Annotated in this window: 15 protein-coding genes; 14 read left to right on the top strand and 1 reads right to left on the bottom strand. The window is 68.0% G+C overall.

Translation table 11 applies throughout. The features are described 5' to 3' along the window. Positions 1–115: 115 nt before the first annotated feature. The 13 genes from ACIHCL_RS24235 to ACIHCL_RS24175 all read left to right on the top strand — a co-directional run bounded on the left by ACIHCL_RS24235 (position 116) and on the right by ACIHCL_RS24175 (position 10942). Positions 116–439, top strand: a complete 324-nt coding sequence (locus ACIHCL_RS24235) for a septum formation initiator (protein WP_399864683.1) — start codon at positions 116–118, stop codon at positions 437–439. Between the two features lie 15 nt (positions 440–454). After that, entirely contained in the window at positions 455–832 is a 378-nt protein-coding gene (locus ACIHCL_RS24230; protein ID WP_399864682.1) for a TadE family protein, read from the top strand. A gap of 69 nt (positions 833–901) precedes the next feature. Beyond that, complete coding sequence (locus ACIHCL_RS24225) at positions 902–2242, top strand: CpaF family protein (protein WP_399864680.1); 1341 nt, start codon at positions 902–904, stop codon at positions 2240–2242. 10 nt (positions 2243–2252) lie between these two features. Next, positions 2253–3191, top strand: a complete 939-nt coding sequence (locus tag ACIHCL_RS24220; protein WP_399864678.1) for a type II secretion system F family protein — start codon at positions 2253–2255, stop codon at positions 3189–3191. Between the two features lie 14 nt (positions 3192–3205). Further along, positions 3206–4093, top strand: coding sequence for a DUF5936 domain-containing protein (locus tag ACIHCL_RS24215; protein WP_399864853.1), 888 nt, complete (start codon positions 3206–3208; stop codon positions 4091–4093). A gap of 51 nt (positions 4094–4144) precedes the next feature. Continuing rightward, on the top strand, positions 4145–5461 hold the full coding sequence (locus ACIHCL_RS24210) for a sensor histidine kinase (RefSeq protein ID WP_399864676.1): 1317 nt from the start codon (positions 4145–4147) through the stop codon (positions 5459–5461). 78 nt (positions 5462–5539) lie between these two features. Continuing rightward, positions 5540–6649: a response regulator gene (locus ACIHCL_RS24205; protein ID WP_399864675.1), complete on the top strand. Its 1110-nt coding sequence runs from the start codon at positions 5540–5542 to the stop codon at positions 6647–6649. A gap of 254 nt (positions 6650–6903) precedes the next feature. Next, positions 6904–7137, top strand: a complete 234-nt coding sequence (locus ACIHCL_RS24200) for a hypothetical protein (RefSeq protein ID WP_399864674.1) — start codon at positions 6904–6906, stop codon at positions 7135–7137. After that, positions 7134–7745, top strand: coding sequence for a pilus assembly protein TadG-related protein (locus tag ACIHCL_RS24195; RefSeq protein WP_399864673.1), 612 nt, complete (start codon positions 7134–7136; stop codon positions 7743–7745). Before ACIHCL_RS24200 ends, ACIHCL_RS24195 begins: the two co-directional genes overlap by 4 nt. A gap of 31 nt (positions 7746–7776) precedes the next feature. Next, positions 7777–8400: a hypothetical protein gene (locus ACIHCL_RS24190; protein WP_399864672.1), complete on the top strand. Its 624-nt coding sequence runs from the start codon at positions 7777–7779 to the stop codon at positions 8398–8400. A gap of 38 nt (positions 8401–8438) precedes the next feature. Continuing rightward, positions 8439–9059, top strand: a complete 621-nt coding sequence (locus ACIHCL_RS24185; RefSeq protein WP_399864852.1) for an OmpA family protein — start codon at positions 8439–8441, stop codon at positions 9057–9059. A gap of 303 nt (positions 9060–9362) precedes the next feature. Beyond that, entirely contained in the window at positions 9363–9734 is a 372-nt protein-coding gene (locus ACIHCL_RS24180; protein WP_399864671.1) for a sulfurtransferase TusA family protein, read from the top strand. Positions 9735–10072: 338 nt separating this feature from the next. Then, positions 10073–10942 carry an LLM class F420-dependent oxidoreductase gene (locus ACIHCL_RS24175; RefSeq protein WP_399864670.1) on the top strand — a complete coding sequence of 290 codons (870 nt, stop codon included), beginning with the start codon at positions 10073–10075 and terminating at the stop codon, positions 10940–10942. A 104-nt stretch (positions 10943–11046) separates the two neighbouring features. Here the strand turns inward: ACIHCL_RS24175 and ACIHCL_RS24170 are convergent, their stop codons facing one another. Beyond that, the gene (locus tag ACIHCL_RS24170) at positions 11047–11550 is read right to left on the bottom strand and encodes a DinB family protein (RefSeq protein ID WP_399864669.1); all 504 of its coding nucleotides are present in this window, start codon (positions 11548–11550) and stop codon (positions 11047–11049) included. Between the two features lie 155 nt (positions 11551–11705). Between ACIHCL_RS24170 and ACIHCL_RS24165 the strand changes: the two genes are divergently transcribed. Next, positions 11706–12899, top strand: coding sequence for an RNA-guided endonuclease InsQ/TnpB family protein (locus ACIHCL_RS24165; RefSeq protein WP_399864668.1), 1194 nt, complete (start codon positions 11706–11708; stop codon positions 12897–12899). Positions 12900–13025 lie beyond the last annotated feature (126 nt).

Below are 13025 nucleotides of genomic sequence, written 5' to 3'. Positions count from 1 at the left end.
CCCGGCGCCGAGCCGGACGCGGAACTCGACATACGGGCGGACGAAGGGCCGGGCGTACGCCCGGCTCCCGGGGCGCGACCGCGACCGAGGCCAGACCGCGATCGAGTTCCTGGGCATGACGCCGCTGATCATCCTGCTGATGCTCGTGCTCTGGCAGTGTGCGTTGATCGGCTACACGTTCTCCCTCGCGGCGAACGCGGCCGACGAAGCGGCGCACAAGGGCGCGATCGCCGGCGGCCTGAGGATCGGGCAATGCCGTGAAGCGATCGAGAAACACCTGCCGAAGGCCTGGCGGGAGTCGGTCAAGAAGAAGTCGTGCTACGCCTCGTCAGGCCTGTACAAGGCCGAGGTCGAGCTCCAGGTGCCGATCCTGGTACCCGGCATCCTCAACTGGAAGTACCCGGTCACCGGCCACGCGGCCACGCCGCTGGAGGGCTGAACGATGAGCATGCGCATGCACACATCCGGCCGGACGGCCGCCCCCCGGCGCGACCGCGGCCAGGTCGCCATGGAGTACCTGGGCTTCATCCCCCTGATGCTCCTCGTCGGCCTCCTCGCGATCCAGGCCGGTCTCGCCGCGTACGCCGCCAACCAGGCGGGCACCGGGGCCCGCGCGGGCGCCCGTATGGCCAGCATGTCCATGAGGGGCTGCGACCAGCAGGCGGCCAAGGACGCGATGAGCGACTGGACGGCCCGCCGGGCGCTCATCACCCCGGGACCTTCCTCCCACGACGAGGTCACCTGCAAGGCCCGGGTCAAGGTCCCCCGCATCATTCCGGGCGTCGACATCTGGGGCTGGGCCGAACGAAGCTCCACGATGCCCCGCACCTGACCCCTGCGGCGCACCGCACCGCTGCCTGGCCGGCGGCTCAACAAGCACGTGTGAACGAGGAGTGACGGAATGAGTCTGCGGGCACGTATGAGCGCCCCCGACAAGGGCGGCAACGGGGGGCGGGAAGACGGCCACATGGTCGCCGTCTTCCGCGCCAAGCTGCTCGAAGAGATCGACCTGGCGGAGATGTCCTCGCTCGCCGCCGCAGACCGGCGGGCGAGGCTGGAACGCGTACTCAGCCACATCATCAGCCGCGAGGGACCGGTCCTCTCGACCGTCGAACGCACCCAGCTGATCCGCCGGGTCGTCGACGAGGCGCTCGGCCTCGGCATCCTGGAACCGCTCCTCGAGGACGCGTCCATCACCGAAATCATGGTGAACGGACCGGACCAGATCTTCGTCGAACGCAGCGGCAGGGTCGAACAGCTGCCGATGCGCTTCAGCTCGCACGAACAGCTGATGCAGACCATCGAGCGCATCGTGTCGACCGTCAACCGCCGCGTCGACGAGTCGAACCCCATGGTCGACGCGCGTCTACCCAGCGGCGAGCGTGTCAACGTGATCATCCCGCCGCTGTCGCTCACCGGTGCCACGCTCACCATCCGACGGTTCCCCAGGGCGTTCACGCTCCAGGAGATGATCAACGTCGGCTCGCTCGACGAGCAGATGCTGATCCTGCTGGCCGGATTCGTCCAGGCCAAGCTCAACGTCATCGTCTCCGGCGCCACCGGCACCGGGAAGACGACGCTGCTCAACGCGCTCTCCGGGCTCATCCCGGACAGCGAACGCATCGTCACCATCGAGGACTCCGCCGAACTCCAGCTCCAGCAGAGCCATGTGATCCGGCTGGAGTCCCGCCCGGCGAACGTCGAGGGCAAGGGCCAGATCACCATCCGTGATCTGGTCCGCAACTCCCTGCGTATGCGCCCCGACCGCATCGTCGTCGGTGAGGTCCGTGGCGGCGAGTCGCTCGACATGCTCCAGGCGATGTCGACCGGTCATGACGGCTCGCTGGCGACCGTCCACGCCAACAACGCCGAGGACGCGCTCATGCGTCTGCAGACCCTGGCGTCCATGTCCGAGATCAAGATCCCCTTCGAGGCGCTGCACGACCAGATCAACAGCGCCGTCGACGTCATCGTCCAGCTCACCCGGCACGCCGACGGTTCCCGAAAGATCACCGAGATCGCGGTGCTGGACTCGCACGGCCGCGACCCGTACCGCATCGTGACCGTCGCCCGGTTCAACGCCCGGCCGATGGACGCCGAGGGGCGGATCAACGGCGAGTTCCAGTACCTCCCGATCCCCCGCAAGATCGCCGACCGCCTCTACATCGCCAGCCAGCCCATTCCGCAGGCATTCGGGGTCGCCGCATCCGCCGAACAGCTCGCCACCCGAGAGGCCAACTAGGTACCGAGCCATGACCAATCTCCCCCTTCTCACGATCGGCGTCACCCTGCTGGCCGGTGTCACGGGCGTCGCCGGCCTGCACGCCTATTCCGGAGGCAAGGCCGACAGCGACGCCCTGGTGGACCGCCTCTCACGCACCGGCCACGTCCCGGAGGCCGGCCGCCACCGCCGTTTCCGGGGCTTTGACGCGTGGCTGTGCAAGACCGGTCTCGGCCGGAAGCTGGAACTGAAGCTGGCCGCCACCGGTCTGGAGATCAGTCCGGGCGAGTTCGTCGTCTACGCGGTCCTCGCCATGGCCGGGCTGTGGATGATCGCCGCGTCCATGCTCGCCAGCTTCTTCGGCCCGGTTGCCGCACTCATCGGCCTCTGGGGCACCAACGCCTTCCTGAACTGGCAGCGGACCAAGCGCACCGAACGCTTCATCAACCAGCTCCCCGAGCTCGCCCGGATCCTCGCCAACGCCACCCAGGCAGGTCTCGCCCTGCGCACGTCCATCGGCATGGCCGCCGACGAGATGGAGAACCCGGCGGGCGAGGAACTGGCCAGGGTCTCCCGCCGTCTCGCCGTCGGCGAACCCCTCGAAGACGCGATGAGCGAGCTGACCGACCGACTGCCCTCCCGCGAACTCGTCGTCCTCGTCACGACCCTCGTCCTGTCCAACCGGGCCGGCGGTACGGTCGTCAGCTCCCTGCGCAACCTCACCGAGACACTGGAGGAGCGCAAGGAGACCCGACGCGAGATCAAAACCCAGCTGTCCCAGGTGACCGTCACCGCGTACGCCGTTCCGATGTTCGGCCTCGGCGCCATGCTCCTGATGAACGCGGTGATGCCCGGCGCACTCGACCGCATGACCGGAGCCTTCATCGGCCAGGTGGCGGTGGTCGTCTCCATCGCCCTGTATGCGATCGGATTCATCGTGATCCGCCGCATGTCCCGGATCGATGTCTGATGAGCGGGGGAAACATGGGTCTGCTGCTTGCCGCCCTGATGGGCCTGGCGGTGTACGGAGCCATCGCCGGTATCCGCATGTACCGGCGTGACGCGAAGCTCCCCGGGGACCTCGCGGTCGCCCTGGAGGTCGGTGCCTCCCGTACCAGCGCGGTCGGCTCCGGCATCGACCGGCTCGGCATGCGCTGGGCCCCCATGATCCTGCGGATGATGGGCCCGAAGGCCGTCAACAAGAAGCGCCGTCAGATCGACCTGGCGGGCAACCCGGGCGGTCTCACCATCGACCGCTACGCCGCCCGTCGCGCCGTCTACGGTGGTCTCGGCGCGCTCGGCGCCTTGACCATGCTCATGCGCGGGCAGATCTTCTTCGCTCTGCTGCTGATCGCCTTCGGCGTGTTCTGGGTCGAGGTCGGTATCTGGTCGGCGGTACGCGTTCGTCGCGACCACATCGACCGGACGCTTCCCGACTTCCTCGACGTGCTGGCCGTCGTGGTCTCCGCCGGCCTCGGCTTCCGCCAGGCGCTGGGACGCGTCGCCGAGAAGTACGAGGGCCCCTGGGCCGACGAGCTCCGCATCACGCTCCGTCAGATGGACATGGGCGTCAGCCGGCGCGAAGCCTTTGACCAACTCCGCAAGCGCAACGACTCGGAACAGGTCGCCATGTTCGTGACCACGCTCCAGCAGGGTGAGGAGCTCGGTGCCCCGATCGTCGAGACGCTGATCCAGATCGCCAACGACATGCGGCGCACCGACGCCCAGAACGCTCGCCGGAAGGCGGCCAGGGCGGTCCCCAAGGCGACCTTCGCGGTCACCACCTTCCTGCTCCCCGGCACCTTGGTGCTGCTGACGGTCGGCTTCGTCTACGGAGCCGACATCGACCTGGGCTTCCTCGCGGGCGGCTGACGTGGACGATGCGGGCGACGGACTGAACGGAGCAGGGGAGGTGACAGGCTCATGGCATTCCAACTCGGCGGAATCCAGACCGGACTGGGTGCGGAAGTTCGCCAGGCGATAGCCGATCCCGGCTCGCGCCCGGCGTTCGCCATCCAGCTCAATGCGCTCCAGGCGATGTGCAGACAGGTCTTCGGCTTCCGGCTCGCGATGATCGCCATGGCCACCCCGTTCGCCATCGCTCACACCGCCCCGGGTGCGCCCATGTGGCTGATCGGCTCGGCCATCCTCGTCACGTTCATGGGCAGCTACGTCCTGTTCCGCGACTGGGAACGCTTCGGCCCGGTCCTGCTGCGCCACCCCTGGTTGCTCGGCATCGACGCCTTCTTCGGTGCTCTGCTGCTGATCACCGCGTCCCCCGAGTCCACCCTCGCGTACGTCACGGTGTGTACCCCGCTGCTGGCCGGTCTCGTCTCCGGGTGGCGGGGCGCGGCGGTCTTCGCCGCACTCCAGACCGTCATCGTCCTCGGCGTGTACGCCACCGACCCGAAACTGCACCCCGCCGGCGCCACGGCGCTCCTGCTCCCCGGCTTCTGCATCATCGCGGGCGCCGTCGGCGTGACGCTGCGCAACCTGCTCCTCCGCTTCGGGAAGGCCAGCCAGGCCCTCACCGAGACCAGAGCCCGCCTCGCCGTCAATGAGGCCGTGGAGGGCGAACGCACCCGCCTCGCCCGGGAGATGCACGACTCGGTCGCCAAGACCCTGCACGGCCTGGCCCTGGCCGCCGACGGCCTCGCCGGATCGTCCGACCGCATGGACCCGCTGACCGTGAAGCACCAGGCCGAACTGGTCGCCCGCGCGGCCCGCCGGGCTGCGGCCGAATCGCGAGAACTCCTCTCCGACCTGCGCCGCGAGTCCGGACTCGATGGCGGAGTCGACGTGGTGCGCGAACTCCACGCACGTTCTGACGACTTCACCCGGCGCCATGGCCTCACGGCCACCTTCCGCCTGTACAACGACATCCCGGTCCCCAGCGTCCCGCACGCGGTGGCGCGGCAGCTGCTCACCATCGCCTCCGAGGCGATGGAGAACGCACACCGGCACGCACAACCCACATACCTCGTCGTACTCGCAGGCGTGAAGGGCGATGTCCTGCGCGTCAGCGTGTATGACGACGGGCGCGGCCTGCCCGCAGGAGTCACGCTCGACGACCTCCGGCACGCCGGACACTTCGGCCTCGTCGGCATGGTCGAACGCGCCGCGTCCATCGGCGCCCGCATCCGCATCGGAAAGGGCCAGGCGGCCAAGGGCACCGAAGTCCGCCTGGACCTCCCGATCGCAGCACTCAGCACCGCCACAGAGGCAACGCCACCGGACTGAACAGCGAACCGACCGAAAGAACCGAACAGCTCCAACCATCACCCTCACCCCCCATAAAACCCTGAGAGGAGGTTGCAGATGCCGGACGACGTCTCCCGCGCGTCGGGCCAGAACTGGGCAGCACAGAACCCCGCATCCCAGCACCCGTCCCCGCACGGCACCCCGCTCACCTCGAACACCGGATCCAGTGGGCTCCCCGCCCCCGCCCCCGTCTCCCAGCAGTCTGCGGCATCCGAGTCCATGCCCCCCTTCCCCGGGCCGCCGCCCACCCCTGTCGCCACCGCTCTGCGGGTCGTCGTGGCCGACGACAACCCCGTGGTCCGGGCCGGCCTGGGCGTACTGCTCTCCGGCCGGGACGACATCGAGGTCGTTGCGGAAGCGACGGACGGCCGCCAGGCATACGACATGGCTGTCCGGCAGCGCCCGGACGTCGTCCTGCTCGACGTCCGCATGCCCGGCGTCGACGGCATTTCCGCGCTGCCGCACCTCGTACAGGTCGCACCGGTCATGATGCTGACCTACAGCCGCGAGAACGAGATAGTCCACGATGCGCTGCGCCTGGGCGCGAGCGGCTACCTGGTCCACGGCGAATTCACGGCCGATCAGTTGGTGCAGGCCGTACGCGACACGAAGAACGGCCGCGCCCATTTCACCGCCACTGCGGCCAACGCCCTTCTGGCCCACATGCGCCAGGGCCCAGGACCACAGGGACGACCCCTTCCGGAAGGGCTCGGAACGGCCCTGACCACGGGCGTTCCGTACCAGGGGCCCGGCTACGACGGCCACGCCCCGAGCCCCGTCCTGCCATACGGTGCGCCTGCACATGCACCCAAGCCGGAACCTTCCCCACCTGCGGCGCGAGCAGTTCTACCATCGCAGGGTCTTTCGCATCTGCAACCAGTTGTGGCACAGTCTTCCAAGACCAGGGAGACGGATGTTGCCGTCAACAGGCGTCAATACGGGCTGAGTTCACGGGAGGCGGAGGTCATGGAGCTGATCGCTTCCGGCATGAGCAATCAGCAGATCGCCGCTACCTGCTTCATCAGCGAGAAGACGGTCAAGAACCACATCAACCGCATCTTCACCAAGTTGCACAGCGCAAGTCGCAGCGAGGCCATCGCCCGCTGGCTCGGTACGGCCCCCGCGGCGGGACCTGGGGTGCGCGGGGCCGGTGGTCATCGTGGCTGAGCGGCGCAGCGAGGCCGGCAGTGGGGCCGTGGTCGTGCGCGTGAGGCGTGGGGCCCAGCGCGTACCGGAAGAGACCCAACTGACGTTTTGGGCCCGGGAATGGGCCCTGGGGCCCTCCGGGGCGCAGGGCGTGCGGCCGTATGTTTCTCATGTCGCCAGCGGCTCCGGCCAGGAGGAAGCCGGATCCGCAGGCGACGCCCAAGAAACGTGCGAGTCGGCCGGCCACCGGTCGGCCGAACCCGGAGGGGACCACCATGTCGAACATCACCCTGAAGACCGCCGTGCGCGTCAACGGCTGGGCCAACACCGCGGTCGGCGCGATCCAGAAGCGCTACGAGGCCAAGGACCGCGGCCAGACGGCGTTCGAGTACCTGGGCATCATCCTGGTGGTCGTGGCGATCATCGGCGCGATCATGGCCACGGGCATCGGTGGCGCGATCTCGGAGCGGATCTCCGGCCTGGTGGACAGCATCACCTCGGGCACGTGATCGAGCGCAGTCGCCGCGACGCAGGGCAGGCCTTCCCCATCTACGTAGTGATGGTGGCGGGCCTGCTCTTCCTCGTGTTCGCATTCTTTGCCGTCGGTAAGGCCGCTGCCTTGCGTAATGGGGCCCAGGGTGCGGCGGACGCCGCCGCACTGGCTGCGGCTCGGCAGATCCGCGAAGATCTGGAAGACCAGTTCCTCGCAGCGCTTCCCGAGCGAATGCTGCCGGTTTTCCTGTCGGGTCACGCAGTTCCCTCAGCGATGCCATGCGCCGAGGCGCAGAGGCTCGCCTCGTCCAACAAGGCGGATGTCACGGATTGCCAGGTCTGGCCGGGTGGCCGGCGCGACACGGTCAGGGTCGAGGCCGAAAGCCGCAAGACGGTGGACTCGCCGGTGATTCCTGGTTCGAAGCAGAAGACGGCAAAGCTTCACGCCACTGCCGAAGTCCGATTCCAGTGCTCGTGGACGTCCGTGGACTTCAACAGGGACAGCATCGAGGACATCTACTACTTCACCTGCGCCAAGGGGTCGGTCGTGATCAAGACGAGCAGCCCTCCGCCGTGGTCCCAAGTGAGCAAGATTCTCTTTGATGTGCGCCTGGTCGACAACTGATGGCGAACGACGAGTAAAGGAACCAGAACCGATGAGCATTCGATGCTCCACCAAGTCCCGAAGGGCGGTGGTAGCCGTCTCGGTGGCGGCTGCCCTGGCTCTCGCCGTGACTGGCTGCGGTAAGGATGACGGCGGGAAGACGAAGGACACCGGTTCGCCGTCTTCCGTCAACTCCTCCGCCCCCTCTGATCCCTCTGGTGAGGACGAGGGGGCGAAGCAGGAGGACACCGCTGCCGGGGACAACGTGGACCCGAATGTGAAACTCGCTCAGGTCAATGGTCGTGATGGCCTGGTTCTTGTCGTCAATGAGGTAAAGCGTGACAATGGCGGGTTCGTCACCGTCAGCGGCGTGATCAAGAATGACGGGAACCGTATTCAAAGCGGCAGTCAGTGGTCGGGCAGTGAAAGTGTCATCCTGGCCAAGAATCCGAATTCTGTAGCGGGCGCGACACTTGTGGACAAGGTCGGCAAGAAGCGTTACTACATTCTTCGGGACACGGATGGGCGGTGCCTCTGCACCACCGGGCTGACAGCGATCCCGGCCGGAAAGTCTGTCTCTGTCTTCATGCAGTTCCCGGCGCCGCCGCAAACCACGACTGAAGTCGACTTCACGCTGCCGACGTTCGCCACTGCCTCGCTGAAGATTTCTGGGTGATGGCTGACATGACCCAGACCCTGACACGCCGCAGGTCAATGCGGATTGCGGGCCATGTCGTCGCAGCCGCGTTGCTCACGGCGAGTGCCACTGTCTTGGGGGCGGCGAACGCAGCCGCTGACGACGGTCCCAGCGTGCCACCGGGCACCGAGGCCACGTCGGTGCCGCCAGTGGAGCTCAACCCCAACAGCCCCGGCCTGAGGATGCCCGAGGGTGGCACGCTCGCGCCCGCCAAGGTCCTCGACATAGTGCAGGTGATCGAGGACGAGGGCGGCGAGGAGCGCCGCGAGGACAGCAACGCGAACGTCAAGTTCGCGCTCCAGGCGGAGGTTCTCTTCGGCAAGGACAGCGCCAAGCTGAGCCCTGCGGCCCATTCCCGTATCGCGGCCATCGCCGCCGAGATCAAGAAGCAGAACGCCACCAAGGTGCGGGTGTTCGGCTTCACCGACAACCTCGGTTCGGCGGCCCACGGTGACGTGCTGTCCAAGCAGCGTGCCAACGCGGTGCAATCGGTGCTGGTCAAGGACCTGGGGTCGACCGTCACCTTCGACATCCGTGGGTACGGCGAGCAGTACCCGGTCGCGAACAACAGCACGGAGGAAGGCCGCAAGAAGAACCGTCGCGTGGAAGTCTCCTTCCCGCGCGGTAGTTCTTCCTGAGCCAACCGCGTCAGTACCAGGGCCCGGCCCCCGCAGCCACGCTTGCGGGGGCCGGGCCCTGGTGTGTCGCGACGAGAGGGGCCGGGCCTTGCCGGCTCCGAGGCGTGGCTTCAGCGGCCCCCGGCGTCCCGCCGCGGGAGGCTGCCGGGCGAGCGGTCACCAGGCCGATGGGAGCACGGGGCAGCAGGGCTGATGCGCCGGTACGGCCTGGGCGGGGCCGATCTAGGCTGGTCGGCGGAGGCCACGGAACCGGCGGCCCTGGAGCATGAGGCCGGCCGGGAAGCGATGAGGAGCGCACACGGCATGAGCGGCGACGGGCAGGGGCTGAGCGAGGCCCAGCGCGAGCACGGGCAGCGGACCGACGGTTCGCACCCGGGGATGTACGGGCAGGAGCCCTCTCCGCCCGCGCGGCTCACCGTCGACGGCACCGGCCTGCTGTGCGTCACGCTCTTGCTCCGCCTGAGGAAGGCGATCGAGGGCGTGGAGGCGGGCACGGTCGTGCATGTGATCGCCACCGACCCGGCCGCCCCGCTCGACCTTCCCGCCTGGTGCCACATGACCGGCCACGAGTACCTCGGGCCCGTCCCCGGTGAACGGCCGACATATGCCCTGCGGCTGGCCCGGGACGCGTGTCCCACCCGCCCCGACCGGCCATGGCATCGAGCCGGGAACTGATCGGGGCGAGCTCTCCCGCACTTCCGCGCTTTCGTGCCTCGGTCTCCCGCACCCCGCACCCCGCACCCCGCACCCCGCACCTAGCTCTCCGTGTCCCGGTTGCCGGTCCCCGGCCGTGCCTCGCTCCGGTCCGGCTTCGCTCCGGCCTCACCGCGCCCCGGACCCGGCCCGGCCCAGCCCTCTGACCCGTTTGCGTCGGCCGGGCGGCAGGGGGCGCACGACCTCGCATAGCGTGACCTTCGGGCACCCGACGGGCACCCCGAGCGGTGATCGGGGTGCGGGCGGCCGTCGGTCCGGCCTCCGCGCCGCCCGCTCTCCCCGACCCGCGGAGGTCGTACGTGAAGCTCGGCTTGCACTACTGGAACTACTCGACACCGGCCGACCCCGCACTCATCGCGCCGACCCTCGCGGAATCCGTACGCGTCGCCGAACAGGCGGACATCGCGTCGTTCACCGTGATGGACCACTACTTCCAGATGGAGACCGGGCGGAGCGCCGTCGACGAACCGATGCTGGAGGGGTACACCACCCTCGGCTACGTGGCGGCGCTCAGCGAGCGGATGACGCTCGGCCTGATGGTCACGGGCGTGATGTACCGGCACCCCGGCCTGCTGGCGAAGATCGTCACCACTCTCGACGTGCTGTCCGGCGGCCGGGCCAGGCTCGGCATCGGGGCGTCCTGGTACGAGCGGGAGCAGTACGGGCTCGGCGTCCCGGTCGTCCCGGTTGCCGAACGCTTCGAACGGCTGGAGGAAACGCTCCTCATCTGCCTACAGATGTGGAGCGACGACAATGGCCCGTTCCACGGCCGTCACTACCGCCTCGCCGAGACGCTGTGCGTACCCGAACCGATCGGCGAACGCCCGCCGATCATGATCGGTGGCGGGGGCGAGCGGAAGACCCTGCGTCTGGTCGCCCGGTACGCGGACGCCTGCAACCTGTTCGCCACCTCACCCGAGGAAGTCGCCAACAAGCTCGACGTGTTGCGTGCGCACTGCACGGCGGAGGACCGTGACTACGACGCCATCGAGAAGACCGTGCTGTACAACGGTCCCGTGCTGGACCGCCCGGACACGTTCCTCGCCGACGCGGAGGCGTACGCGGGCCTGGGTATCGGCGAGATCCAGGTGCTCCCGGACCGCCACCCGGTCAGCTTCACCCACCAGCTCGCCGAGCACATCGTGCCGCGGGCGGCAGAGATCGGATAGGGCCCGGGCGGTGACGACGAGGCCCGGTGGCAGTGGCAGTGGCAGTGGCAGTGGCAGGGTCGAGGCGGCGGTGACGGGGCCGGGAACGGGGCGCTGCCCGGCCCTCAGACCCCGGTGGTGCCGTCGACGATCTCCCGGATCATGTCGAGATGGCCGTTGTGCCGGGCGGTCTCCTCGATCAGGTGCAGCACGATCCACCGCAGGTCGGGCTGTCTGCCGTCCGCGCGCGGGCGCTTGGCCGGTGTGTCCAGGTCGTGGGAGGCGACCAGTTCGCGGTAGCGGGCCGTCCGCGCTTCGTAGGCCGCCAGCACGTCGGCCAGCGGCATGTCCACCGCGATGCGCATTTCGCGGTCGGGGTCCTCATCCGTCCAGGGCCCCTCGTCCTCACCGCCGAGGAACGCCACCTCGAACCAGTAGTACTCGACCCAGCTGAGATGGTTGATCAGCCCGGCGATCGTCATCAGCGGAGACCCTGGGAGCGGGGCCCGGCGGGCGTTCTTCGGTGAGACCCCCTCGCACTTGGCGCGCGCCGTGTCGCGTACGTAGTCGAGGAAGGTGGCCAGCTGGGTGCGCTCGTCCCATGCGGGAGGCGAATCGGTGCGTGTCATCTGGGCCTCCTGAGTGGATACCCCCACGTCCACGTGGGGGAGGAAACGAAGCTCCTGCGGAGCAGGGTAAGAAGCGGGGTTTCGCCGCCAAGGCGAAAACCCGTGCTCTGACCAGCAGGTTTGAATTTTACAGAACCCATACTAGTTTGTGAGCTATGACCGGTACTCATGTGAAGCGGGCGTTCAAGTTCCGCTTCTACCCGACGGACGCGCAGGCAGTTGAGCTGTCGCGTACGTTCGGGTGCGTGAGGAAGGTCTACAACATGGCCCTTGCCGCCCGCACCGAAGCATGGGCCCGGCAAGAGCGCGTCAACTACAACCAGACCTCCGCGATGCTGACGGCCTGGAAGAAGACCGAAGAACTCGCGTACCTCAACGACGTGTCGTCGGTGCCTTTGCAGCAGTGCCTGCGGCATTTGCAGACCGGCTTCGCGAACTTCTTCGCGAAGCGGGCCAAGTACCCGCGTTTCAAGTCGAAGAAAAAGTCCCGCAAGTCCGCCGAGTACACCACCTCCGGGTTCCGGTACCGCGACGGACGGCTGACCCTGGCGAAGATGCGTGAACCGCTGAACATCGTGTGGTCGCGTCCCCTTCCCGAGGGTGCGGCCCCGTCCACGGTGACGGTGTCTCAGGATGCGGCGGGGCGCTGGTTCGTGTCGATGCTCGTCGAGGACCCCACCGTGAAGGCACTGCCCACCACGGACGCGGCGGTCGGGATCGACGTCGGCCTCACCACCCTGATGACCCTCTCCACCGGAGAGAAGATCAGTAACCCCCGGCATGAACGCAAGGACCGGGCCCGGCTGGCGAAGGCCCAGCGGAACCTGGCGAAGAAGCAGAAGGGCTCTGCCAACCGGGCCAGGGCCCGCCGGAAGGTCGCGAAGGTGCATGCCCGGATCGCCGACCGGCGCCGTGACCACCTTCATAAGCTGACGAGTCGTCTCGTGCGTGAGAACCAAACGCTCGTGATCGAGGACCTGACCGTCCGGAACATGGTGAAGAACGGGGCCCTGGCTCGCGCGATCAGTGATGCGTCGTGGTCGGAGTTCCGGTCCATGCTGGAGTACAAGGCCGACTGGTACGGGCGGGACGTGGTTGTGGTTGACCGGTTCTTCCCCTCCTCGAAGCTGTGCTCGAACTGCGGCACCTTGCAGAGCAAGATGCCGCTCAGCGCTCGTGAGTGGACGTGCGGGTGTGGTGTTACGCATGACCGTGACGTGAACGCCGCGAAGAATCTCCTGGCCGCCGGACTGGCGGTCACTGCCTGTGGAGCTGGTGTAAGACCCCAACGGCGTATGCCGGGCGGGCAGTCGGCGATGAAGCAGGAAACCCCACGGCGCGAGCCGTAGGAATCTCCCTCGTTCACGAGGAAGAGGAAGTCAAGGGCGTACACGATCTGCCATCCGGGAAGTCGTGTCCACCGCATTCCGCCAATGGGGTCCATGGCTGGGTCCGTGGGCCCACGCCCGGACGGA

The organism is Streptomyces sp. NPDC052042 (assembly GCF_044548345.1).
Taxonomy (GTDB): Bacteria; Actinomycetota; Actinomycetes; order Streptomycetales; family Streptomycetaceae; genus Streptomyces.
The sequence above is the reverse complement of the archived record's forward strand: the minus strand, read 5'-3'. Positions and strand labels throughout refer to the sequence as shown.

Excerpts from the sequence above, each read along its gene's own strand:
- ACIHCL_RS24235 (WP_399864683.1), top strand. The coding sequence starts at position 116 with ATGACGCCGCTGATCATCCTGCTGATGCTCGTGCTCTGGCAGTGTGCG.
- ACIHCL_RS24230 (WP_399864682.1), top strand. The coding sequence starts at position 455 with ATGCACACATCCGGCCGGACGGCCGCCCCCCGGCGCGACCGCGGCCAG.
- ACIHCL_RS24225 (WP_399864680.1), top strand. The coding sequence starts at position 902 with ATGAGTCTGCGGGCACGTATGAGCGCCCCCGACAAGGGCGGCAACGGG.
- ACIHCL_RS24220 (WP_399864678.1), top strand. The coding sequence starts at position 2,253 with ATGACCAATCTCCCCCTTCTCACGATCGGCGTCACCCTGCTGGCCGGT.
- ACIHCL_RS24215 (WP_399864853.1), top strand. The coding sequence starts at position 3,206 with ATGGGTCTGCTGCTTGCCGCCCTGATGGGCCTGGCGGTGTACGGAGCC.
- ACIHCL_RS24210 (WP_399864676.1), top strand. The coding sequence starts at position 4,145 with ATGGCATTCCAACTCGGCGGAATCCAGACCGGACTGGGTGCGGAAGTT.
- ACIHCL_RS24205 (WP_399864675.1), top strand. The coding sequence starts at position 5,540 with ATGCCGGACGACGTCTCCCGCGCGTCGGGCCAGAACTGGGCAGCACAG.
- ACIHCL_RS24200 (WP_399864674.1), top strand. The coding sequence starts at position 6,904 with ATGTCGAACATCACCCTGAAGACCGCCGTGCGCGTCAACGGCTGGGCC.
- ACIHCL_RS24190 (WP_399864672.1), top strand. The coding sequence starts at position 7,777 with ATGAGCATTCGATGCTCCACCAAGTCCCGAAGGGCGGTGGTAGCCGTC.
- ACIHCL_RS24185 (WP_399864852.1), top strand. The coding sequence starts at position 8,439 with ATGCGGATTGCGGGCCATGTCGTCGCAGCCGCGTTGCTCACGGCGAGT.
- ACIHCL_RS24180 (WP_399864671.1), top strand. The coding sequence starts at position 9,363 with ATGAGCGGCGACGGGCAGGGGCTGAGCGAGGCCCAGCGCGAGCACGGG.
- ACIHCL_RS24170 (WP_399864669.1), bottom strand. The coding sequence starts at position 11,550 with ATGACACGCACCGATTCGCCTCCCGCATGGGACGAGCGCACCCAGCTG.
- ACIHCL_RS24165 (WP_399864668.1), top strand. The coding sequence starts at position 11,706 with ATGACCGGTACTCATGTGAAGCGGGCGTTCAAGTTCCGCTTCTACCCG.